This is a genomic window from Paenarthrobacter sp. NPDC089675 (assembly GCF_044749185.1).
Classification (GTDB): Bacteria; Actinomycetota; Actinomycetes; order Actinomycetales; family Micrococcaceae; genus Arthrobacter.
Genome location: NZ_JBIVHM010000005.1, coordinates 249,286 through 271,224, shown reverse-complemented (window position 1 = coordinate 271,224; position 21,939 = coordinate 249,286). Strand labels below are relative to the sequence as shown.

The following is a 21,939-nucleotide window of genomic DNA, read 5'->3' as shown; positions in this document are numbered from 1 at the left end:
ACATCAGCGAACTGACAATTACCGCTCTTCGCTTCGGTTTTCTCCTGCTCCTCTGGATCCTGATCTTCAGCATTGTGTCCACCATGCGCCGGGACTTCCAGATCGGCCGCAAGGCGGTGACCGGCGCTCCTACTGCCCGCGAAGTCCGCAAGCACCCCGAGCTCGCAGCAACGCCGCCGCCGGCCATCCAGCACGCGCGCAACCTCGTGGTTACTGAGGGCCCGCTGAAGGGCACCACCCTGCCTCTCGCTGCCAGCCCGATCTTGTTGGGCCGTGCACAGGAAGCCACGCTCGTCCTGGAAGACGACTACGCTTCCGGTCGCCACGCCCGCTTGTTCCCGCAGGGCAGCCGCTGGTTCATCGAGGACCTTGGCTCCACCAACGGCACCTACCTGGCCGATCAACAGCTCACCCGGGCTCTGCCTGTTGAGCTTGGCGTCCCCGTGAGAATCGGCAAGACGGTCATTGAATTGAGGCCGTAGTCCATGGCCTCCTCCGAGACCACCGAAGGCAAGGAAACGCCGGCGGGGCGCCCCCTCATCATGCGCTACGCCGCGCGTTCCGACGTCGGCCGGATCCGTTCCAAGAATGACGACTCAGCTTATGTGGGCCGTCATCTCGCCGTGGTCGCCGACGGTATGGGCGGTCACGCCGGCGGCGATGTTGCCTCCGCGTCTACGGTCCTGGACATGATCCACCTGGACCATGACGATTACCCCGAGGGCGCGGACACGGTCCTTGCGGACGAGATCCAGACCGCCAATTCCCTGCTGTCCGAACTCGTGCACCAGAATCCGAAACTTTCGGGCATGGGCACCACTGTTACTGCACTCCTCCTTGAGGGTCGGAAGCTGCATTTCGCGCACATCGGCGATTCCCGTGCCTACCGCCTGCGGAACAAGAAGTTCGAGCAAGTCAGCATCGACCACACCTTTGTGCAGCGCCTCATCGACGAGGGGCGCTTGCGGCCCGAAGAAGCCGAAACCCACCCCCACAAGAACGTCCTCATGCGCGTGCTGGGGGATGTTGATGCCAGCCCTGAACTGGACCTCGACATCCTGGACGTAGAACCGGGCGAACGCTGGCTTCTCTGCTCCGATGGCCTGAACTACGTTGCCGGCCACGTGGTGGAGCGCACGGTACGCGAAATCAAGGACCTGCGCGAATGCGTGGAGACCCTCGTGGACCTCACGCTTGAGGCCGGCGCACCGGACAACGTCACGGTTGTGATGCTGGAAATCGCGGAGGAAACCGACGACGACGTCTCTACGGCCGCCGTCGACGTCGTACCTCCCGCGGGGGCCGGCCCTGATACCGAGCCCGATACCGTGACGGCAACCAAGCCGGCGGATACCCCGCCGTCGGAGAAGAACGGCTCCAAGGACACCAAGGCTTCAAATGCCGGACCGACCTCCGACGACGGCAAGCCGGCCGGGAGCGGTTCGGCTGCTGATGACGCAGACAAAGAAGCAGACAAGTCAGACAAGTCGGACAAGGATGAGCAGGAAGAGGACAAGGAACCTCCCGCCACCACCGACCCAAACCTTGGCGAGCATCTCTCTGCCGAGGTGTTGCGTGAAGAACTGGCCAGCCGACCCCACGAATTGGTGGGCGCAGCAGCTACGGCGGCAGAAACCGGCTCCATACCCACCGTGGCGGGCCGCACTGTGGCCCGTCGCGCTGCAACCGTCCTGACGCATAAGGCCGAACAGGACCGGCTTCAACTTGAAGAGCCTCCGCGGCGCCGGGTGCGCTGGCTGATGCCGGCCGTCGCCGCCATCGTGGTCCTGGGCGTGGTGGTGGGTCTCTGGCTGGGCTACGCCTGGACCCAGACGCGCTATTACGTGGGCGAGTTCGATCAGCGCGTTGCCATTTACAACGGCATTTCACAGCGGTTGGGGCCGATCCAGCTTTCCCGCCTCGAGTCCGTCACCGACCTCCGCGTGGACTCGCTTCCCGAGTATGGCCGGCAAAGCGTGCGGCAGACCGTTCCGGCCGGCGACCTCAACGACGCCCAGCGCATCGTGGAAAACCTGAAGAACTTCGGCAGTGCTTCGGCAAGTTGCCCCAGCCCTTCGTCCAAGCCGACTCCGTCGCCCACTGCCAGCGTCCCCGTACCGAGCACGGCGGCGATTGCCACTCCGACGCCCTCGCCCGTCCCGACTGCATGTGAGGCGGCAAAATGATCCAGCCGGAAACCACCCCCAAGCCCCGCCGGAACGTTGAGCTGGTGCTCATCGTTCTTGCGCTGGCCGTAGGCATCGGCGCCAGCGCGCTGGTGAGCATCAACTCCGATTCCGGACTGGATAGTGACTTCTGGTTCCAGTCGAGCCTGCTTGCCGTGGCTGCTTTCGCGTTCCATGTGGTTCTGCGGCTGCGTGCAAAATATGCCGATCCGGTAATACTTCCGATTGTGGTGGCATTGAACGGCCTCGGCCTGGCCCTGATCCACCGGATGGACGCACCGGGAGAGGACACCGGAAACAACCAGCTCCGTTGGACCCTCATTGCCATGGCCGTTGCGATCGCCGTGATCTGGTTCCTGAAGGACCACCGCGTCCTGCGCCGATTCACGTACATTTCACTGGCGGTCAGTGCCCTCTTGCTGGTCCTTCCCCTGGTTCCGGGCATTTCCGCCGGCGAGGTCCTGGGCGCGAAGGTGTGGATCCGGGTAGGTCCGATGACCTTCCAGCCTGGTGAAATAGCCAAAATCACGCTGGCCATCTTCTTCGCGGGTTACCTGTCCTCCAACAGGGACCTCATTCTCCTGGCCGGCCGCAAGATCGGGCCCATGCAGTTCCCGCGCTTCAAGGACCTCGGCCCCATGATCACCGCATGGCTGGTGAGCATCGGCGTTCTGGTGTTCCAGCGCGACCTCGGCTCTTCCATCCTGTTCTTCGGCCTCTTCATCGTGATGATCTACGTAGCCACGAGCCGTATCTCGTGGGTTGTCATTGGCTTGGCGCTGCTCCTTGGCGGCGGCTTTGTCGCGTCCAAGATCTTCTCGCACGTCGCCTTCCGCATCGACAGCTGGATCAACGCCTTCACGCCTGAGGTTTTCGGCAGGTCTCCCGGCGGCAGCGGCCAGATTGTCCAAGGCCTCTTTGGCATGGCCGACGGCGGCCTCGTAGGAACAGGACTGGGCCAAGGCAGGCCGGATCTGGTTCCGTTCGCGAACAGCGACATGATCGTGGCCCTGATCGGCGAGGAACTCGGCCTGATTGGCCTGTTCGCGGTAGTCATGCTCTACCTGCTGCTGTTCACGCGCGGGTTCAGGGCGGCCCTCGGGACCCGTGATGCGTTCGGCAAGCTGCTCGCCTGCGGCCTGTCCTTCGCCATTGCACTGCAGTGTTTTGTGGTGATCGGCGGTGTCACGCGTTTGATCCCGCTGACCGGTTTGACCACCCCGTTCCTGGCCGCCGGTGGCTCCTCGCTGCTGGCGAACTGGATAATTGTTGGTTTGCTTCTGATGATTTCCAACACGGCCAGGGGTCCTGTGGACACTACACCCATGGTTAACAAGCCTCCGGCCACCAGCAGCACCCCAACGGCTGCCCCCAGGCCGGTAACCGGACAGACCCCCAGCACACCAACCGAGGCGGTGAAGCACCAATGAACCAGGCCATTAGAAGCTCGTGGATGGCCGCCGTCGCCATGTTCGCCTTGATTCTTGGTGCCATCAGCTACGTCCAGGTGATCGGCGCCGACGACCTCAACAAGAACCCGTGGAACCAGCGCGCCATCCTGGCGTCCTTCTGCAACGACCGCGGCGCGATCATCGTGGCAGGGAAGCCAATCGCCGAGTCAGTGACGGGCAATGAGTCCTGCGCCTTCCAACGCAAGTACACCGAACCCGAGCTCTACGCGGGCATAACCGGATACTTCTCCAAGGGGTTCGGTTCAACGGGCCTGGAGCAGTCCATGGGTGACACCCTTGCCGGCAACTCCGACCAGCTTTTCCTTGATCGTGTGAGCCAGATGTTCCTTGGCAACGAACCCAAGGGCGCCTCGGTGGAGCTGACGCTGGACCCCAACATCCAGAAGCTTGCCTACGATCTGATTCCCGAAGGCCAGCGGGGTTCCATTGTGGTGACCAACCCGCGGACCGGTGCCATCCTGGCCATGGTTTCCAAGCCGTCCTACGATCCCAACCTGATCGCCACCCACGACTCGAAGGCCGCGCAGAGCAATTACACGGCCCTGAACCAGATTCCCGGCATCAACCTGAACCAGAATGTGAGCGGCCCTACCGGCAACCTGCTCTCACCCGGTTCTGTATTCAAGCTGGTCGATACCGCTGCCGCATTGAATTCCGGCAAGTACAACAAGGACAGCGAGCTTCCGAACCCGGCAAGCCTTCCCCTGCCCGGTTCCAGTGCCAGCCTCCCGAACTACGCCGGTGGAAACTGCAACGTCCGCGAGACGGCTACGTTCTCTTTCGCGCTCGAAGAGTCCTGCAACACGCCGTTCGCCAGCATCGCGCTGGACCTTGGCCAGGACGCCATCCGCACCCAGGCTGAAAAGTTCGGCTTCGGGGATACCTTCGGCGATCAGCTCAAGCTCCAGATGGCTCCCAGCGTGTTCCCGAAGGACCTCGACCAGGCCCAGTTGGCACAGTCATCGGTGGGTCAGCGCGACGTCAAGGCAACCCCGCTGCAGATCAACATGATGACCGCAGCCATCGCCAACGGCGGTGTCCAAATGAAGCCGAACCTGGTGAAGACCGTCAGGGCTCCGGATCTCCGGGTCATCAGCGAATCCAAGCCTGAGGCACTCCGCACCAGCACCACGCAGCCCATCTCGAGCCAAATCACCGAGTGGATGACCAGCGCCGTGGACAAGGGCATCGCCAACGGAGCAGCGGTGCCGGGCATCAAGGTTGCCGGCAAGACCGGTACCGCGGAACTCGGCGACTCAGGTTTGAACAACTCATGGTTTACCGGGTTTGCCCCGGCGAACGACCCGCAAGTGGCCGTCACCATCGTCATGGAAGGTGTGGATGTGCTCAGCGGCGCCAAGCTAACCAGTCCGAACGCAAAGAAGATTTTTGAGGCGGTGTTGAATAAGTGAGACCTACTTCAGGAATCACACTCGGCGGCAGGTTCCAGTTGACCAGTCGCATTGCGATTGGTGGCATGGGCGAGGTCTGGAAGGCAAAGGACCAAATCCTTGGCCGGATCGTCGCGATCAAGGTGCTGAAGGAGGAGTACACCGGCGACCCCGGCTTCCTCCAACGTTTCCGTGCCGAGGCCCGCCACACCGCCCTCCTCAACCACGTCGGCATTGCCAACGTTTTCGATTACGGCGAGGAGGCCGGATCGGCCTACCTGGTGATGGAACTCGTTCCGGGGCATCCCTTGAGCGCCATCCTTGAACGGGAGCAGGTGCTGTCCCCGGACATGACCCTCTCCATCATTTCCCAGACGGCACGTGCCCTGGCCGTAGCGCACGCCCAGGGCCTTGTGCACCGTGATATCAAGCCGGGCAACCTGCTGATCACCCCCGACAACCGCGTCAAGGTCACGGACTTCGGTATCGCCCGCCTCGCGGACCAGGTGCCCCTGACCCAGACCGGGCAGGTCATGGGCACGGCCCAGTACCTCGCGCCTGAACAGGCGACCGGCCAGACTGCCACCGGCTCCTCGGACATCTACTCCCTCGGCGTCATCGGCTACGAATGCCTGACCGGACACCGTCCGTTCTCCGGTGAGTCGCAGATCGCCATCGCCTTGGCCCAAGTGAACGACGCTCCGCCGCCGCTTCCGGAAACCCTGCCGACTCCGGTGCGCGCGCTTCTGATGTCCATGCTCGCCAAGGACCCGAAGAACCGCCCGGCCAACGCCATCAAACTGGCAGAAGCGGCCGAGGCCATCCGTAACGGCGATATCGCCACGGCACACGCGGCAGTGCCCGGAATGCTCCTCTTCGAAGGCGCAACCGGCCCGATCACGGCACCTGTGAATACAGCCACGGCACCCACCGGCGTCGTAGCCTCGCCGTTCGGAAAAGAGCAGTCGACGACGGCGACTTCCGCACTTCCCGTGGTCGGCGCAGCCGCCGCCGGAGCTGCTGTTGGCGCGGCCGCTGCGTCCTCGGACAATGCTTTGTCGCGTGCCAACGCACTCGAGGCGGAGCGGCAGCTCAATGACGAAGAAGTGGTCTACAGCGACGACGACAATTACGACGACGCTGAGCCCGAGCGGAAGAAGCGCAGTCCGTGGACCTGGCCGTTGGTGGCCCTGATCCTCTTGGTGCTGTTCGCTTTGGTTGGATTCCTGATCTCACAGTCCGGGTTCTTCACGCCGAGCCCCAGCCCAAGCCAGTCGACGTCCTCCAAGCCGAGTCCGTCTTCCAGCCCCACCACTACGTCCTCCTCCCCGACGCCTACACAGTCGTCACAGACGCCTACTCCAACGCAGACCACGCCGCAGAAGATCAACGTGATCCGGGAGCAGTTCGTAGGCCAGCAGTTTGAAACGGTGCGCGCCCAACTGACAGGCCTTGGCCTCGCTGTGGATGGCCAGCAGGTCTTCAGCGATACCGCACCGGCCGGAGTGGTAGTTGATCTCAATCCGACAGGCCCGGTCGAGCCGGGAACGACCATCACGGTTCAGTACTCAAAGGGCCGCGAAATGGTTGCTGTTCCGAGCATCGGCGTCGGGTTGCCCGAGGACCAGGTCCGCGGACTTATCGAGGGTGCCGGCCTCCGCTGGGTGGCGGGTGACCCCGTGAACGGCTCACCGACGCAACAGCCCGGGACTTTCGTCCGCTCCTCGCCGGCAGCAGGAACCAACGTCGAGGCCGGTTCGGTCGTCACGTATTACCTGTCCAAGTCTGTTGTTCCCAGCAGCCCCGCCTCGTCCAGCAGCAGCCCCAGTGGCCGCCCGAGCAACTAAGTAAGCAACCCGTCATGTCAACGCCACGGCCCGGTCCGGCGCACCGAGAGGAGAGCACACCTGTGTCTGAGCAGCGCGTCCTCAACGGTCGCTACGAACTTGGTGACCTCATCGGCCGCGGCGGCATGGCCGACGTATACCGAGGCACGGATACCTTGCTGGGACGGACCATAGCCGTCAAGGTCCTTCGTGCCGATCTTGCCCGTGACCCGCAGTTCCAGGCGCGTTTCAAACGCGAGGCCCAGGCTGTGGCTTCGCTCAACCACACCTCGATCGTGGCGATCTTCGATACCGGCGAATATTCGATTCCCGGCGGCCCCGGAGAGGACGTCCGCGTCCCGTACATCGTGATGGAGTTCGTTTCCGGCCGGACCCTGCGCGACATGATCAAGGCAAAGGAACTCACGGTCGAGGACTCCATTGCGTACACGCTGGGTGTCTTGTCGGCGTTGGAGTACAGCCATCGCGCGGGCATCGTCCACCGGGACATCAAACCCGCCAATGTCATGGTCTGCGCGGACACCGGCGAGGTGAAAGTCATGGACTTCGGCATCGCCCGTGCCATGGCTGATTCCTCGGCCACTATGACGCAAACCCAGGCCGTGGTGGGAACCGCCCAGTACCTGTCACCGGAACAGGCCCGCGGCGAGACGGTGGACGCGCGGAGCGACCTCTATTCAGCGGGCTGCCTCCTGTATGAGCTGTTGACCAGCAGGCCTCCGTTTGTCGGCGATAGTCCGGTATCCGTTGCGTACCAGCACGTCCGTGAAACGCCGGATCTGGCCAGCGCCCACAACCCGGAAGTTTCCGAGGCGCTCGATTCGGTCCTCGTCAAGGCCCTCCAAAAGAACCGCACCGATCGTTTCCAGGACGCCGCTGCTTTCCGCCGGGCCTTGCGGGCCGCGAGCAACGGGGTTGTGGTTCCGGCTGTGCCTGCCAGCGAGGCCCCGACCGATCCGAACGACCTCGTGGACGACGGCGGTCCCGCCACGCAGCTGCTGAGTTCCACCGCCGTCGGGTTCCTCGACGTCGACCAGATCAACGACGATCCGGAGCCCGCCGACTACACCGAACCGCAAGGCTACGCGACGCATCACCACGACGAAGACCTTCCCTTGGGCCTCCCTCCGGAGCGCGAGCGGACATCCCGGCAGAAGTCCCGGCGTCGTGCCTGGGCCGCAACCTTGGCGATCTTCACCATCCTGGTCCTGGCGGGCGCCGGATTCTGGATCTACACGGTGGTCAACGCACCTCCCCCCGCGCCAGCCAAGGTTTCCGTTCCCACGGTGGCCAATATGACGGAAGCACAGGCACTGCAGGAGCTGTACAGCGCCAAGCTGGTTCCCAAATCAACGCGCGTGGCCAGTGATACGGTCGCCAAGGACATGGCGATCGGTACCTCTCCAACGGCAGGGACCGTGATGGAGCAAAACGCCGAAGTGACCCTTAACGTCTCCAGCGGCCCCAGCTCGGTGACCATCCCCAAGGACATCGTGGGCCGTACCGAACCTGACGCGCGCGACTACTTGAAGCGCCTGGGCATCACCGGCACCATCTCGAGCGTTCGGACCAACAGTCCAACCGTCCCTGCCGGCCTGGTTATCAACACGGGCCCGGCTCCCGGCGCACCCATCGCTGCGGGTTCCAACGTGGAACTGCAGGTTTCGTCGGGCAAGGTTCCCACGCCGCAGCTCATTGGTCTGGCTCAGTCCGAAGCCGAAGCCCTGCTTAAGGAAAACGGCCTGTTGATGGCCGTCGTCGAGCAGGAAAACACCCAGGTGGCGCCCGGTGTTGTAACGGCCCAAAGTGATGCCGCGAACGCCGAGGTGGATCAGGGCAAGACCATCACGGTCACGGTGGCGAAAGCCCCTGCACCGGACCCGACACCCACGCCCACCCCGACACCCACGGACAAACCGAAGCCGACGCCCACCAGGAAAAACTAGGTGGCGCCGCTCCGGTTCGGTTGTTAGTGCTGGATCAGTGGGCTAAGTTTCGCGGCGCGTTCGGCAGCTCCGCGCATCCCGAGGGATTCCAGCCAGTTACCGAGCATCTGGTAGCCGCCCTCCGTGAGGACCGACTCCGGGTGGAACTGCACCCCGCATAGTGGCGCATTCTTATGCTGCAGGCCCATCACCACGCCATTGGTGGTCTCCGCGGTGATCTCCAGGACGTCCGGGATGGAGTCGCGGACGGCTGCGAGCGAGTGGTAGCGGGTGGCCGTCACGGGGGAGGGTAGGCCCACAAAGACGCTCTTGCCCTCATGCTGCACCGGGGACGTCTTGCCATGCATGAGTTCCGGGGCGTGCGTTACCACTCCGCCGTAGGCCTCCGCGAGGGCCTGGTGGCCCAGGCAGACACCGAACATGGGCTTGACGTTCTCTCCGCACCACTTGATCAGCTCGATGCACACGCCGGCCTCGGCGGGCGTGCCCGGGCCCGGTGAAACCAGGACGCCGTCGCGAGCAGCGGCGAGTTCCTTCGCTTCGGCCAGCGTCACGTCGTCATTACGGACCACGGTGGTTTCGGCACCGAGTTCCTGAAGGTATCCAACAAGGGTGTAAACGAAGCTGTCGTAGTTGTCCACGACGAGGATTTTTGTTGTGCTCATGGCTGCTGTACTGCACCAATCGTTGAGTCGGTCAGGGAGGTGTATTGGGAGAACCAGGGGAAGAGGAACTGGACCATCAGGACCAGGACCCCCGCCAACAGGATTACTGATGTCAGTATCCGTACCCACAGGGGGCCGGGAAGGTTACGGAAGATCCATGCGTACATCGGCTACCCCTTTCCTTGGGCTTGGGCTACTTGTGCGGCGATTTCCGACGGCGGTCCAGCTGACGCAGGTTGCCAACTGTCCAGGACCGAGTAGGCAACGATGCGTTCCTGCGATCCGAAGCGGGGGTTGCAACTTGTCATGGTCAGGATGCTTTCCTGCGGAGTGGCTCCTGGTTGCGTGGGAACAGGCAGCAGGACGTCGGTACGGTTAGGGAGGACGATCTGGTTGTTGCGATACACGTAGGTGTAGTACCCGTCCTTGGTTTGGACATAGATCTTGTCCCCTGGGACCAGGGTGTGGATGTTGTCGAGCACTGCACCGTGGGTCTGGCGGTGTCCTGCCACGGCAAAGTTTCCCGGGGCTCCGGGCATGCCGGTGGTTCCGTAGTGGCCCAAGCCCAAGGTATCCAGGATGTCGGACCCGGTTCCCTCGATGATGGGTCGCGTGTAATTGGCCCCGAACCGCGGGATGTACATGATGCCGATTGTTCCGCCATGCCCGGGGGCAGTGCCAACGACGGGCGGGCCGTAGTCCGCAGGCGCCGCAGGAGTCACGGGGCCGGTGAATTCCTGGGCAAAACTTTTGACGGTTTCTGTCTGCTTGGCGTCCGCTTCCACGTTGGTCCACCACAGTTCCCAGGCAACGAAGAGGAGCAGGACCACGCCGGCGGTGATCAGGAGTTCGCCCAGGATCTGGCTGAATTTCCGGATTACGTCCGCCGGACGCAATTTCCGCGAGACAGGACGTTTCGGGGCCTCGTCGGACCCGGGCACAGCGGCAGAGGCTGACGTCTGCTGGTGCGCCACGGGGTCTCCTCGTCTCTGGACACGGGCGGCGCAAGGGGCCCCTTGGTTACGGCTAGACTTGACAGCTAGACCAACCCGGAACGCCGCGTGGCCGTTGACCGCTGGAATTTTCCTTCCTGCAGGATACCAAGGCAGGCTGTGACGGGTTTATTTGAACCAGCCAAGGAGGATCCGTGCCCGAGTCCAAGCCCCGCAAGCGGCCTGCCCGTCAGGAACAGCAGACTTCCGCAGCGCAGCAGTACAAGCCGAACCCCGTCTGGTACAAGCCAGTGATGTTTGGACTGATGATCATCGGGTTGATCTGGATCATCACTTTCTACATCAGCGAAGGCCAGTTTCCCGTCAGGGATTGGGCCTCCTGGAACATCGTGGCGGGATTCGGCATTGCGATCGTCGGCTTCCTGATGACCACCCGCTGGCGCTCCTAGAAATACCGCACCTCACATTTCCGTGCCCGTGAACGTCTACAGGATATGAACACCAGGCACACCACCATGGATTCCCCGTTGGGGCAGTTGACGCTGACTGCCCACGGGGAATTTTTGACGGGAATCTTCTATGAGGGCCACTGGCATCTGCCGCCACTTGAATACTTCGGAGCCGCCGTGGACATCACGGATCCGGTCTTCTCCCGTGCTAAGACGGAATTGACCGAGTACTTGGACGGCGCCAGGACCTCCTTCGATATTCCTTTTGAAGCCAAGGGGAACGCCTTCCAGGAAAGGGTCTGGGAGCGCCTGCAACACATTCCTTTTGGCGAAACCGTGACTTATGGCCAGCTCGCTGTGGAGCTGGGGGACCCGCATTTGGCCCAGGCTGTTGGATCCGCAGTGGGACGCAACCCAGTCAGCATCATCGTTCCGTGCCACCGTGTGGTGGGCCACAAGGGTCAACTCACCGGCTATGCGGGCGGCTTGGCCAATAAGCGGTTCCTCCTGGAGTTGGAAGAACCTGCCCAGGTCAAAGAAGGCAAGCTCTTCTGATGAAACCCGTTGCCGGGACCCCTCCCAAGCGCCCCTTCGAAGCGATCGTCGCGGAACACGGCGCAACGGTGCTCCGTGTATGCCGGGCGGTGGTAGGTCTGCACGATGCCGAGGATGCCTGGTCTGAGACGTTCCTTGCCGCTTTGAGGGCTTATCCGGACCTTCCATCCGATGCGAATGTCCAGGCCTGGCTTGTCACCATCTCGCACCGGAAATGCATTGACCTTCTCCGAGCCAACAGCCGGCGCGCCATTCCTGTAGAGCAGATACCGGAGCAAGCCTCGCGCATCGGTATTCCGGGCGACCGCCATACCGAGCTGCTTGACGCCGTCGGGCAGCTACCTGCCAAGCAGCGCCAAGCGGTGGCCTACCACCACTTGGCAGGGCTTCCATACAAGGATGTCGCGGCCCTGGTTGGCGGAACAGCGGAGTCCGCCCGGCGCGCAGCATCGGACGGCATACGTACCCTCCGATCCGCCCTGCACAGTGAATCCACTTCCAACGGCCGGCCCTTGGTGTCGGCAGCCCCGAAAGAAGCAACCCGATGACCGCCCAATCCACTTTCGAGCCGCAGCCCGCCCCTCGGCACACCGACACCGCAAGACTCCTCGAGCCCATGGATTCGGGCCTTGAGCTGGCACTGGCAAACCTCCATGACCGCCTGGCCAGGGCGGCGCACCAGGACCGCCTGCTGGACATCGGCTACCGTGTGGTCGATTCCCCGATAGGAAAGCTCCTTCTGGCCGCCACGGAGGCAGGTGTGGTCCGGGTGGCCTTCGAGATCGAAGATCACCAGGCCGTGCTGCAGCGCTTGGCGGAATCCGTAAGCCCCCGCATCCTTGAGGCGCCCGAGCGTCTGGATGAGGCTGCGCGGCAACTGGAGGAGTACTTCAACGGCAAACGCCGGCAGTTCCACCTGCCGGTGGATTTCAGGCTCTCGCGAGGTTTCCGTTTGGACGTTCTCCACCATTTGCCGGACATTGCCTATGGGAGCACAGAGAGCTATGCACAGGTTGCCCGTGCCGCCGGCAGTCCGAACGCCGTCAGGGCCGTAGGAACAGCGTGTGCAACCAACCCCTTGCCGGTCATCCTTCCGTGCCACCGCGTTGTCCGCTCCGACGGTTCGTTTGGCGGCTACCTTGGGGGTACCGAAGCCAAGCGCACCCTCTTGGATCTGGAGGCCGCGGCATGAGCGATGATGGCTTGTTTCCTGTGGAGCTGGTCCAGCCTGAAACGGACGACGCCGGTCCCCGCCTTGTGGCCCCGGGCGCGGTGCACGTACCGGGATGGCTCACGTTTGAGCAGCAGCGCTGGATCGTGGCCCGCTTTGCTGAATGGACCCAAGGACCGGTTCCGCTCAGGGCTGCAACCCTGCCGGGCGGACACCAAATGTCCGTGAAAACGGTATGCCTTGGATGGCACTGGCAGCCCTACCGCTATACCCGTGAAGCTACTGATGTGAATGGCCGTCCAGTCCTCGATTTTCCTGATTGGATGGTCCGCCTCGGCAGGAAGGCGGTGGCCGCAGCCTACGCACCCGCCATCGTGGAGGACGCCTCCCTGAACAGCCTTGCGGAGGACTACACACCGGATGCCGCCTTGGTGAACTTCTACGACGACGGCGCCGCAATGGGCATGCACCAGGACAAGGATGAGAGGTCGGGCGCCCCTGTGGTCTCCCTCAGCATCGGTGACTCCTGCGTGTTCCGGTTCGGAAACACCAAGACGCGTACCAAGCCATACACGGACGTGCCCTTGCAGTCCGGGGATCTGTTCGTCTTCGGTGGATCTTCCCGATTCGCCTACCACGGCATACCCAAAGTCCACCCGCGAACCGCGCCCTCTGAGTGCGGGCTGACGCACGGGCGGATCAACATCACCATGCGGGTCACAGGATTGTCGTAGGCTCCGGGCAGAATATCCACAGAGCAAGATCTAATGGCCTGCGCTCCACGCTAAGGCCCGGAGGAGCAACAAATGAGCCCGGCGGAAAACGGCACCATCATTGGCGAGGACGGTCTGGCGCGTCCAGTGTGGGCTGCGTCCGATCCCTTACTGCAGGCTTACTACGACCATGAGTGGGGCATGCCCGTCCGGGATGAGCAAGGCATGTACGAACGCATCAGTCTTGAGGGTTTCCAAGCCGGCCTCTCCTGGGCCACTATCCTGCGCAAGCGGGAAGCCTTCAGGGAGGCTTTCCTCGACTTCCACCCGGAAAGCGTGGCTGCCTTCACTGAAGCCGATGTGGAACGCCTGATGCTGGATGCGGGCATTGTGCGCAACCGGATGAAGATCCGTGCGGCCATCACCAATGCCAAGGCCACCATCGCTTTGCGGGAGGAGGGTGGGCTGGTGGATTTCGTGTGGTCCTTCAAGCCGGATTCCACTCCTGCTCCCAAAACACTGTCAGACATTGCCACCACATCGCCTGAGTCAATTGCGTTGTCCAAAGCGCTCAGGAAAAAGGGCTTTGCATTCGTCGGTCCCACCACCATGTATGCCTTGATGGAAGCCGTGGGAATCATCGATACCCACCTTGTGGACAGCCATCGGCGGGGAACATCGGGCGTCTGGACCGGATCGGAAGCATTGAGCCGTAAACCTGTCCACAGAAGTGCGTAAAGTTTTCCACAGCCGGGGATAACTTCTGTGGACATCCACGTATTGAGGCTCGGATTCCGCGTCGTTGCAAGCTATAGACAGCGAAACCGCCTAGCCCGACGGTTATGCCCACTGTGCACTGTGCTGTGGATAGTGTTCCTCTCTTCACGAAAAGTTCACTGGCGAAACGTTGCGTCCTTCATCCCAGACGCGATCCATCGGAAACCGGCCACCGTCTGGGGCATACGTGAACCGTGAGCGACTTTCCACTTAACAACATGTGCCTTCCCACAAGTTATCCACAGATGGGGAAAAGTTGTGGGTTTCCCGAGCAAGATCCGCGCTATTGCTGGGGTATGAGCCTTGCAACTCGGCTGAATGACAGCCTTGTAAGTTATTAACAGTGTTGATAAGCCTGTTGATAGCACGTTCTTAACAGGATGATTAACAGCTTTATCCACAGATGGCTGAGCAAACCCTTAGTTGTCCACAAAACCCAGACTCACGGGGACAAAGTTATCCACAGATGTGGACAGACACATGCCATTCGGGGGATATCTACCCCTTATCGCCCGTCTCCGGGGGAACTCACCAGTAACTACACAACTGTAAGTTACGCACAGTGTGGATAACATCTGTGGATAAGAGACGGGGCGTGCTGTAGCAGTGGGGGAGAAGCGCAGATGGACCAGGCAATCAAGGTTGATTTCAAACGGCGGATCCAAAGCTACAAGGCCGTGTCCGGAGCTTTCACCCAAGTCCGGGTTCCGGACCTTCAGTTTCTGATGCTCGACGGCCACGGCGATCCCAACTCATCCCAGGCCTATAAGGACGCGCTGGCTACGCTCTATCCGGTCGCTTACAAGCTGAAGTTCTTCAGCAAGCAGAAACTTGGAAGGGACTATTCAGTGATGCCCTTGGAAGGCCTTTGGTGGGCCGACGACATGGAAAGTTTCACCAGCTCAAGGGATAAGTCCCAGTGGGATTGGACCATGATGATCATGGCACCCGACTGGATCACCCAGGAACACGTCGATGCAGCACGGACAGCCGTTGCGGCCAAGGGGGAAGCTCCAATGCTGGAACAACTGAAGTTGGACACACTGAAGGAGGGGTTAAGCGTCCAGACCCTGCACATCGGGCCATACGATGCCGAGGGGCCGGTGTTGGAGGAGATGCACCAGGGCTACATCCCGGAGCACTCCCTGCGGATGACGGGCAGGCACCATGAAATCTATCTCAGCGATGCGCGCCGAACTCCGCCGGAGAAGCTCAAGACCATCCTCCGGCAACCGGTCTCCCAGGATCGCTAGCCGGCGTTTACCCGGAACCAGGTGACGATCGCCAGCAGGGCTGCCACCAGGACCAGGCCACCCACCTGAAGAAATGTCTGGTTCTTCCCGCGCGGCGCGTAGGCGATGGCCGCTGCGGCCAAGCCACCCGTAATCAAACCGCCCAGGTGTGCCTGCCACGCGATGCCCTGGATAAAGAAGCCGATGGCACCGTTAATGGCGATCAAAACCCACAATTGCCGGGTGTCTCCGCCACGCTGCCGCTGGACCACCAGCATTGCCCCAAAGAGGCCGAAGATAGCGCCCGAAGCGCCCACCACTCCCACAGGCGGGTAATCGGGAGTCAGCAGCAGGAAGCCGACAGAACCACCGATGGCTGAGAGCAGATAAACGACGAGGTATCGAACGCGCCCGAGCAAAGGCTCAAGGGCTTGCCCGAAAATCCACAAGGTGTACATGTTCAACACAATGTGGAGCAAGAAGCTCTGCGAATGCAGGAAGGCCGCCGTCAGCATCCGCCAGGGTTCACGCTCAGCCAAAACATTGGCAAACGCAAATTGCTGGTAAACCGCATCGCCCGGGACAACCCACTGCAAGACGTACACCAGCACGCACAACGCAATGATCAGGTACGTCACCCAAGGCTTGCCTACGGCCAAGGCACCGCCATACGCCGAGCGGTAGGCCGGCGTCGCACGTTTTTGTTCGTTGACGCAGTCAACGCATTGGAACCCGACGGCGGCCGCCCGCTGGCACTCCGGGCACGCGGGGCGCCCACAGCGCTGGCACCGTACATAGGAGGGCCGGTCCGGGTGCCTCGGGCACACCGGGATGTCAGCGGACGGCTCTGCCGACGGGATTCCGTAGCTCATGAATGCAGGCTAGAGCTGTTCGATATCAATGCTGTTGATGACCACGTCTTCAACAGGACGGTCGCCCATGCCGGTGCGGACGGCCTCGATTGCGTCAACCACCTTGCGGGATTCCTCGTCGGTGACCTCACCGAAAATGCTGTGCTTGCCGAACAGCCAGTCGGTGTTGACCGTGGTGATGAAGAACTGCGAACCGTTGGTTCCCTTGCCCATCTGGATGCCTGCGTTGGCCATGGCCAGCTTGTAAGGGGCGTTGAAGGTCAGTTCCGGGTGGATTTCGTCATCGAACTTGTAGCCCGGGCCGCCGATGCCGCGGCCGAGGGGATCGCCGCCCTGGATCATGAAGTCCTTGATGATCCGGTGGAAGATCGTGCCGTTGTACAGGGGGGTTCCGGTCTTGTCTTCGCCGGTCTCCGGGTGCGTCCAGGACTTTTCGCCGGTCGCCAAACCAATAAAGTTGGCCACCGTCTTAGGGGCGTGGTTGCCGAAGAGGTCAACCTTAATGTCGCCCAGGCTCGTGTGGATGATTGCTTTTGCGGTTGCAATGGTCATGGGCCCATTGTTTCATGCAGGGTCAACGCCCGGGCGGCCGGAAAGCCGGTTCCGCGCTCGGTGAAATCAGGCAAGAATCTTACGGATGAATAGCCCGCGCTGTTTGGGGCACGTAGGCTAGCAACAAACCAGCATGTGTATCGGGAGGTAGTTGTGAAGAAATCAGACCGTATTGCCCGCGACCTCGAGACCACCGTTGCGGCCAGCGTGGACAACGCCCGCGACTGGGCAGCGCCCCGCGTGGAAGCAGCTGTCAACTGGGCTGTTCCGCGCATCCAGCACGGCATTGATACGGCTTCCCCCAAGATCCAAGAGGGACTGAAGTCGGCCGCCCACAACCTTGCCGATGGCGTTGAGAAAGTTACCCCGCGCATCCAGGACGGCCTGGCCCAGTTGGCGCCGAGGATTCATGATGTCGTGGAAGATGCCACGCCCAGGATCCAGGAGACGCTGAACAAGGCAACCCCCGCCCTCGGAATTGCACGGGACAAGGTTGTTGAGGAGTACCTTCCCAAGCTCTCCGAGCAGCTGGGCCAGGCATCCGTAGCCGTCCACCATGTACTGGAAAACGCCCCGGCACAGGTCGATGCAGTGGCACAGAAGCTTGTTGATTCGGGCGTTGTCCACAGCGTCCAGGAGCAGGCACAGGCCACGAGCAAGCAGATCAAGGCCGTGACGGACCAGACCACCAAAGCCGTTTCCAAGCAGCTGGCCAAGCAGCAGAAGCCCAAGAAGCGCGGCTGGCTCGTCGTCACGGTGATTGCGGCGGCAGTGGCTGCAGGCGTAGCGGCATGGAAGGCCGCCAAGCCGGTGGAAGATCCGTGGAAGACGCCCTCGCCCGTGAACCCCACTCCCGCTCCGGCCGATGCCGCCGCCTCGGCAACTGCCTCAGCGGCCGCCGGCACGGAAACGAAGGCTTCGGATCTCACCCCCGAAGAAGCCACTGCCGAGGCGCAGCAGGCAACCAAGGATGCGTTCGAGAAGACCGAAGAGTCCACTTCCCACGTAGCCACCGACGCCAAGACCGCGGTCAAGAACATTGCGGCCAGCATCCACAAGGACGAAGAAAAGGAAACGGATTCCAAGGAATCCTGATCCGGCCGGCAGGCCAAACACAAAGGGACCCCGGCCATACCGGGGTCCCTTTGTGTTTGTCACCTGGTAACCACAGCGTCCGCTCCTGGTTGATGCCCGGGTGTTAGATTTGAAGTGATGTCGGCTGATAGACCCCCAGAGGGTGAACTCGAGGACGTCCTGGAACCTCCGGGCGTTTCTATTGTCATCCCGGCGTATAACGAGGAAAGCGTCATACGCCAGTGCCTCATCGCTGCCATCTACCAGTCTGTTCCCGCCGAGGAAATCATCGTTGTGGACAATCTGTCCACTGACCGCACGGCACGGATAGTGCGCCAGATGCAGCAGGAGTATCCCGAGAGCCCTATCATCCTTCTGAAGCAGGGTGCCACGCAGGGGCTGATACCCACCCGCAACTTTGGACTGAACAGCGCCAAAGGGGAGATCATCGGCCGCATTGATGCGGATTCAGTGCTCGAACCGGACTGGGTGGAGCAGGTACAGCAGGCGTTCAAGGACCCCAACGTGCAGGCCGCCACCGGTCCCGTTGTCTATTACGACATGCCTATGCGCCGTTTCGGTTTGAAGGCCGATGACAAGATGCGCCAACTGATGCTCAGGCTCTCCAAGCACCAGTACCATTTCCTCTTCGGCTCCAACATGGCCCTGCGGCGCTCGGCATGGGAAACCATCCGCGACGAAGCCTGCCTTGACGAGAAGGACGAGATGCACGAGGACATCGATCTCTCGCTGCACCTTGCCGAGCACGACCTCCACATCCAGTACTGGCCGCAGATGGTGTCCGGGATGTCCGCACGGCGGCTCGAAGATTCACCGCGGGATTACCGCTACTACGTCACGCGCTTCGACCGCACCTACAAGGCCCACAACGTCAAGAAAATGGCCTTGAAAGCGCCCATGGTGGTCTTCTTCTCCGTCTATTTCCCGGCCAAGCTCCTTCGCGCCATCCACGTGGCCAACGCTGCCCAGGGCGGCGTCAAGCGCGGCGGCCTCTAGCCGCTTGCATTGACGACGGCGGCTGGTTCAGTCCGTGCCAAGTTCCGCCTCCCGCCGGCCTTCTTCGGGCCCCAGACGACGCTGGCCAAACACCACCACCGCCAGCCCCACCAAGATGAGCGCGAGCCCCGCGTAGGTCCCGGCGGGCAGGGTCTCGTTGAGGAAGATTGCCGCGAGGATCGCTGCACCCGGAATTTCCAAGAGAATGATCATGGAAACCACCAGCGGACTCATGGTGGCAAGCAAGTGGTTGAACGCCGTATGCCCTACCAGCTGCGCGCAGACGGTGATGGCAAGAATCCCAAGCCAGCCTCCGGCGTCGAACCCCGCCAATGGCTGGCCACCCACCAAAGCCATGACCGCAACCAAGGCTGCACACATTCCGTAGCAGAAGGTCGTGTACGTACCCGTCCCCATCGTCTGCCGCGCTTTACCGCCGGCAAGTGTGTAGAGGCCGGCGAGGGCTCCGCCGGCAATTGCCAGCACGTCTCCCAGCAGAGCCTCAGGTGAGGAGCCCATGTCGAACCCTGTGATGGCCACGACTCCGCCAAACGCGATCCCAAGGCCTGCCAGCACAGGCCAACGGTGCCGGGTTCCCCGGATCATCTGGAACACCGCGATCCATGCGGACTGCAGGCAAACCAGGGCCGTGGCAGCCGCGACTGAAGTCAGCTGAAGGGCCGTAATGAAGCAGGCGAAGTGAAAAGCAAGCGCCAGGGCTGCCAGGGCGGACCAACCGAATTCGTGCCTGGTCGTGCGGCCGAATTGCTTCGGTTCGCGAACAGCCACGGGGACGGCCATCACCACGGCGCCGATCGCGTTGCGCCAGAAAGCAATCGCCAACGCCGTTGCGGAGGTGGCACCCAGCGTCGCGGCGATCAGCGGTCCGGAGGAAGCGACGCCCAGGACCCCAAGCGCGGAAATGAGGAGGTTCACGCCTCAACCTTAGTTTGGTGTGAAAGGCGATCTTCCCCTATCTGCGGCGATGGCAGTGTGATTGTCTGGACACAACATTCAAACGGACCTAAATTCCAAGGGGATTCCCGAGTTGAGCGCAGCACCCGCCCGAGCACGGGGCAAACGCAGACGCAGGGCAATGCTGCTGTCTGCCGCAGGAATCCTCGTGGCTGCCCTCGTGGCCGGGTGGATTGTAGTCTCGCGGGATAGGCCGGACGCCCCCGGCGGAAGCCGCCCCACGGGCCTTCCAGCCATTTTCCCCGTGCCTCAACATGCCAGTGCAGGTTCCGGCAACCCCGTGTCACTCAAAGGCCGGGTGTATATCGTGGCACCTGCGGGGACCGACCAACCTTCCTTGGCGGCCGTCCAGGACCTGGTGGCGTCAGCCGGTGGTACCCCCGAGGTAAGGGCCACCTTGGACAACCCCGCGGAAGGCTCATCCGCCGTCTACCTCGGTACTGTGGGCACCACGGCCGCCGGCCAGTTGCTCAGCGAGCTGACGGGCAATGACGACGGGACCCGGGAGGCGTTGGGGCGGGCCGAAGGCTACGCAGTCGCTACCGGAGCGCCTAACGGGATTCCGACGGCGGTACTCACCGGACACGATACGGACGGCCTCTTCCACGCCGTCCAGACCCTGAGGCAGCTCCTGAAGGATGGCTCCGTGACGGCAGCACGCGTCAGCGACTGGCCCCTGATGCAGACACGGGGCGTAATCGAAGGCTTTTACGGAACCCCGTGGTCCCATCAGGCACGGCTCGATGTACTTGACTTCGCTGGCCGGCAAAAGATGAACACGTACATCTATTCGCCCAAAGACGATCCGCTGCTGCGGGACAAGTGGCGGGCACTGTACTCCGCGCAAGAACTCACAGACCTACAGGAACTGATCGATACCGCCACGGCCAACCACATCCGGTTCACCTACGCGCTCTCACCGGGTATCGACGTCTGCTACTCAAGGGATTCTGACCTGGACGACGCCGTGACCAAGCTCGAGTCCTTGTATTCCCTGGGCGTCCGTTCGTTTGTCATTCCCTTGGACGACATCGCCACCAAGGTCCAGTGCGCGGAGGACATCAAGGAATTCGGCTCCGGTCAGGCCAACCTGGCCAAGGCACAGGCTTCCTTCCTGAATGAGTTGAACCAGCGCTTCAGCGCCGGAAAGGACGGCCTGCAGCCGCTGGAGACCGTACCCACCTTTTACACCGGTTCGGGCAGCAGCCCCTACAAAAAGGAACTCGGAAGGGCCCTGGATCCTTCAATCGTGGTTCAGTGGACCGGAGAGGACGTGGTGTCCCACCGGATCACCGTGGACTCCGCAGAGACCGCCCGGCGCAGTTACGGCACCCAGGGCACCCCGCGGGATCTTGTCATCTGGGACAACTACCCGGTCAACGACTTTTCCCAGGACCATCTCTTCCTGGCACCCCTGATCGGCCGGGACACGGATCTGCACCGGGCAGTCCGAGGCATAGTCACCAATGCCATGATCGAGCCGTACCTCTCGCTTCCGGCGATCTTCAATTACGCCGATTTCTCCTGGAACGGACCGTCCTATAACCCTCAGCTCTCAATGGACGAGGCACTCCTAAGGCTCGCCGGCCCCGACAAGGACGTGCAAGCGGCCGTCAAGGCCTTCGCCGACCTTAACCAAGACTGGCAGGACGACGAACTGACGCCGTCGGCTCCCGCCCTGAGACGGGACATGGACAGGTTTTGGACAGGTTACGACGCCGGCAAACCGACTTCGGGAGACCTGCTCGCCCGAGCGAAATTGCTGCAGCGCCTTCCGGAGCTCCTGCCGAAGATGGCCGTGCCCGGTTTCGCCTCGGACGCCGAGCACTGGGCGGCCGCTGCAGCTGAGTACGGGCGTGGTGTTGAGGCCGCACTCGCCATGCTGGACGCCGCAAAACGAGGCGATGCAGAAGCCGTGCAAGCCGGTCGGAATCAGGTCCAAGGCGCTCTGACCGCAGCCGCTGCCAAGACCCAGCCAACCCTCGATCTTGGGGTCGTCACCCCTGTTCTGGGGGACAGCGAATTGAAATCGTTCCTTGAACGGGCTTTGCAGGCCGCGCCACCTAACTAGGTGACAGATAACGTCGTTCCC

General features: G+C 62.1%; 22 protein-coding genes. 16 read left to right on the top strand and 6 right to left on the bottom strand.

All coding sequences use genetic code 11. The features are described from left to right. Positions 1–2: 2 nt before the first annotated feature. The 6 genes from ACIPY2_RS13240 to pknB are packed head-to-tail and all read left to right on the top strand — an operon-like array spanning position 3 to position 8,842. Positions 3–482 carry an FHA domain-containing protein gene (locus tag ACIPY2_RS13240; protein WP_400266943.1) on the top strand — a complete coding sequence of 160 codons (480 nt, stop codon included), beginning with the start codon at positions 3–5 and terminating at the stop codon, positions 480–482. Between the two features lie 3 nt (positions 483–485). Then, complete coding sequence (locus tag ACIPY2_RS13235; protein ID WP_400266839.1) at positions 486–2,186, top strand: PP2C family protein-serine/threonine phosphatase; 1,701 nt, start codon at positions 486–488, stop codon at positions 2,184–2,186. Next, positions 2,183–3,616, top strand: a complete 1,434-nt coding sequence (locus tag ACIPY2_RS13230) for an FtsW/RodA/SpoVE family cell cycle protein (RefSeq protein ID WP_400266838.1) — start codon at positions 2,183–2,185, stop codon at positions 3,614–3,616. Before ACIPY2_RS13235 ends, ACIPY2_RS13230 begins: the two co-directional genes overlap by 4 nt. After that, complete coding sequence (locus tag ACIPY2_RS13225; RefSeq protein ID WP_400266837.1) at positions 3,613–5,070, top strand: penicillin-binding transpeptidase domain-containing protein; 1,458 nt, start codon at positions 3,613–3,615, stop codon at positions 5,068–5,070. Before ACIPY2_RS13230 ends, ACIPY2_RS13225 begins: the two co-directional genes overlap by 4 nt. Then, positions 5,067–6,896 carry a protein kinase gene (locus tag ACIPY2_RS13220; protein WP_400266836.1) on the top strand — a complete coding sequence of 610 codons (1,830 nt, stop codon included), beginning with the start codon at positions 5,067–5,069 and terminating at the stop codon, positions 6,894–6,896. Before ACIPY2_RS13225 ends, ACIPY2_RS13220 begins: the two co-directional genes overlap by 4 nt. A 14-nt stretch (positions 6,897–6,910) precedes the next feature. After that, on the top strand, positions 6,911–8,842 hold the full coding sequence (pknB, locus tag ACIPY2_RS13215; protein WP_400266835.1) for a Stk1 family PASTA domain-containing Ser/Thr kinase: 1,932 nt from the start codon (positions 6,911–6,913) through the stop codon (positions 8,840–8,842). A 23-nt stretch (positions 8,843–8,865) separates the two neighbouring features. Here pknB and ACIPY2_RS13210 read toward each other — a convergent pair whose 3' ends face one another. From ACIPY2_RS13210 to ACIPY2_RS13200, 3 genes are read right to left on the bottom strand one after another with little or no spacing between them, the layout of a single operon-like run. After that, entirely contained in the window at positions 8,866–9,507 is a 642-nt protein-coding gene (locus ACIPY2_RS13210) for an aminodeoxychorismate/anthranilate synthase component II (protein ID WP_400266834.1), read from the bottom strand. Continuing rightward, a complete protein-coding gene (locus ACIPY2_RS13205; RefSeq protein ID WP_400266833.1) occupies positions 9,504–9,674 on the bottom strand; it encodes a hypothetical protein in 171 nt (56 codons plus the stop codon). The genes ACIPY2_RS13210 and ACIPY2_RS13205 overlap by 4 nt, the downstream gene beginning before the upstream one ends. A gap of 3 nt (positions 9,675–9,677) precedes the next feature. Then, on the bottom strand, positions 9,678–10,481 hold the full coding sequence (locus tag ACIPY2_RS13200) for a class E sortase (RefSeq protein ID WP_400266832.1): 804 nt from the start codon (positions 10,479–10,481) through the stop codon (positions 9,678–9,680). A gap of 173 nt (positions 10,482–10,654) precedes the next feature. Here ACIPY2_RS13200 and ACIPY2_RS13195 point away from each other — a divergent pair, with 173 nt between their 5' ends. From ACIPY2_RS13195 to ACIPY2_RS13165, 7 genes are all read left to right on the top strand, one after another. After that, positions 10,655–10,909 (top strand): cell division protein CrgA, encoded by a 255-nt coding sequence (locus tag ACIPY2_RS13195; RefSeq protein ID WP_400266831.1) that lies wholly within the window; start codon positions 10,655–10,657, stop codon positions 10,907–10,909. Positions 10,910–10,954: 45 nt separating this feature from the next. After that, complete coding sequence (locus tag ACIPY2_RS13190; RefSeq protein WP_400266830.1) at positions 10,955–11,464, top strand: methylated-DNA--[protein]-cysteine S-methyltransferase; 510 nt, start codon at positions 10,955–10,957, stop codon at positions 11,462–11,464. After that, entirely contained in the window at positions 11,464–12,012 is a 549-nt protein-coding gene (locus tag ACIPY2_RS13185) for an RNA polymerase sigma factor (protein WP_400266829.1), read from the top strand. Before ACIPY2_RS13190 ends, ACIPY2_RS13185 begins: the two co-directional genes overlap by 1 nt. A gap of 68 nt (positions 12,013–12,080) precedes the next feature. Then, positions 12,081–12,656: a methylated-DNA--[protein]-cysteine S-methyltransferase gene (locus tag ACIPY2_RS13180; RefSeq protein ID WP_400266942.1), complete on the top strand. Its 576-nt coding sequence runs from the start codon at positions 12,081–12,083 to the stop codon at positions 12,654–12,656. After that, positions 12,653–13,369, top strand: coding sequence for an alpha-ketoglutarate-dependent dioxygenase AlkB family protein (locus tag ACIPY2_RS13175; protein ID WP_400266828.1), 717 nt, complete (start codon positions 12,653–12,655; stop codon positions 13,367–13,369). The genes ACIPY2_RS13180 and ACIPY2_RS13175 overlap by 4 nt, the downstream gene beginning before the upstream one ends. Before the next feature lie 72 nt (positions 13,370–13,441). Continuing rightward, complete coding sequence (locus ACIPY2_RS13170; RefSeq protein ID WP_400266827.1) at positions 13,442–14,086, top strand: DNA-3-methyladenine glycosylase I; 645 nt, start codon at positions 13,442–13,444, stop codon at positions 14,084–14,086. Between the two features lie 662 nt (positions 14,087–14,748). Next, complete coding sequence (locus ACIPY2_RS13165; RefSeq protein ID WP_400266826.1) at positions 14,749–15,378, top strand: GyrI-like domain-containing protein; 630 nt, start codon at positions 14,749–14,751, stop codon at positions 15,376–15,378. Here ACIPY2_RS13165 and ACIPY2_RS13160 read toward each other — a convergent pair. Next, positions 15,375–16,229 (bottom strand): rhomboid family intramembrane serine protease, encoded by an 855-nt coding sequence (locus ACIPY2_RS13160; protein ID WP_400266825.1) that lies wholly within the window; start codon positions 16,227–16,229, stop codon positions 15,375–15,377. The two genes, ACIPY2_RS13165 and ACIPY2_RS13160, sit on opposite strands and share 4 nt — an antisense overlap. A gap of 9 nt (positions 16,230–16,238) precedes the next feature. After that, the gene (locus ACIPY2_RS13155) at positions 16,239–16,781 is read right to left on the bottom strand and encodes a peptidylprolyl isomerase (RefSeq protein ID WP_400266824.1); all 543 of its coding nucleotides are present in this window, start codon (positions 16,779–16,781) and stop codon (positions 16,239–16,241) included. 153 nt (positions 16,782–16,934) lie between these two features. Here ACIPY2_RS13155 and ACIPY2_RS13150 point away from each other — a divergent pair, with 153 nt between their 5' ends. Beyond that, positions 16,935–17,876, top strand: a complete 942-nt coding sequence (locus tag ACIPY2_RS13150; protein WP_400266823.1) for a hypothetical protein — start codon at positions 16,935–16,937, stop codon at positions 17,874–17,876. 117 nt (positions 17,877–17,993) lie between these two features. Next, a complete protein-coding gene (locus tag ACIPY2_RS13145) occupies positions 17,994–18,872 on the top strand; it encodes a glycosyltransferase (protein WP_400266822.1) in 879 nt (292 codons plus the stop codon). 27 nt (positions 18,873–18,899) lie between these two features. On the opposite strand, the gene ACIPY2_RS13140 is transcribed toward ACIPY2_RS13145, so the two are convergent. Further along, entirely contained in the window at positions 18,900–19,808 is a 909-nt protein-coding gene (locus ACIPY2_RS13140; RefSeq protein WP_400266821.1) for a DMT family transporter, read from the bottom strand. 112 nt (positions 19,809–19,920) lie between these two features. Here ACIPY2_RS13140 and ACIPY2_RS13135 point away from each other — a divergent pair, with 112 nt between their 5' ends. Then, positions 19,921–21,918 carry a beta-N-acetylglucosaminidase domain-containing protein gene (locus ACIPY2_RS13135; RefSeq protein WP_400266820.1) on the top strand — a complete coding sequence of 666 codons (1,998 nt, stop codon included), beginning with the start codon at positions 19,921–19,923 and terminating at the stop codon, positions 21,916–21,918. The last annotated feature ends 21 nt before the right edge of the window (positions 21,919–21,939 follow it).

What these genes read in the sequence shown, in the direction of transcription:
- ACIPY2_RS13180 (WP_400266942.1), top strand. Translation starts at nt 12,081, where the DNA reads ATGGATTCGGGCCTTGAGCTGGCACTGGCAAACCTCCATGACCGCCTG.
- ACIPY2_RS13145 (WP_400266822.1), top strand. Translation starts at nt 17,994, where the DNA reads ATGTCGGCTGATAGACCCCCAGAGGGTGAACTCGAGGACGTCCTGGAA.
- ACIPY2_RS13210 (WP_400266834.1), bottom strand. Translation starts at nt 9,507, where the DNA reads ATGAGCACAACAAAAATCCTCGTCGTGGACAACTACGACAGCTTCGTT.
- ACIPY2_RS13185 (WP_400266829.1), top strand. Translation starts at nt 11,464, where the DNA reads ATGAAACCCGTTGCCGGGACCCCTCCCAAGCGCCCCTTCGAAGCGATC.
- ACIPY2_RS13155 (WP_400266824.1), bottom strand. Translation starts at nt 16,781, where the DNA reads ATGACCATTGCAACCGCAAAAGCAATCATCCACACGAGCCTGGGCGAC.
- ACIPY2_RS13190 (WP_400266830.1), top strand. Translation starts at nt 10,955, where the DNA reads ATGAACACCAGGCACACCACCATGGATTCCCCGTTGGGGCAGTTGACG.
- ACIPY2_RS13170 (WP_400266827.1), top strand. Translation starts at nt 13,442, where the DNA reads ATGAGCCCGGCGGAAAACGGCACCATCATTGGCGAGGACGGTCTGGCG.
- ACIPY2_RS13225 (WP_400266837.1), top strand. Translation starts at nt 3,613, where the DNA reads ATGAACCAGGCCATTAGAAGCTCGTGGATGGCCGCCGTCGCCATGTTC.
- ACIPY2_RS13205 (WP_400266833.1), bottom strand. Translation starts at nt 9,674, where the DNA reads ATGTACGCATGGATCTTCCGTAACCTTCCCGGCCCCCTGTGGGTACGG.
- ACIPY2_RS13235 (WP_400266839.1), top strand. Translation starts at nt 486, where the DNA reads ATGGCCTCCTCCGAGACCACCGAAGGCAAGGAAACGCCGGCGGGGCGC.
- pknB (WP_400266835.1), top strand. Translation starts at nt 6,911, where the DNA reads ATGTCAACGCCACGGCCCGGTCCGGCGCACCGAGAGGAGAGCACACCT.
- ACIPY2_RS13230 (WP_400266838.1), top strand. Translation starts at nt 2,183, where the DNA reads ATGATCCAGCCGGAAACCACCCCCAAGCCCCGCCGGAACGTTGAGCTG.
- ACIPY2_RS13165 (WP_400266826.1), top strand. Translation starts at nt 14,749, where the DNA reads ATGGACCAGGCAATCAAGGTTGATTTCAAACGGCGGATCCAAAGCTAC.
- ACIPY2_RS13175 (WP_400266828.1), top strand. Translation starts at nt 12,653, where the DNA reads ATGAGCGATGATGGCTTGTTTCCTGTGGAGCTGGTCCAGCCTGAAACG.
- ACIPY2_RS13160 (WP_400266825.1), bottom strand. Translation starts at nt 16,229, where the DNA reads ATGAGCTACGGAATCCCGTCGGCAGAGCCGTCCGCTGACATCCCGGTG.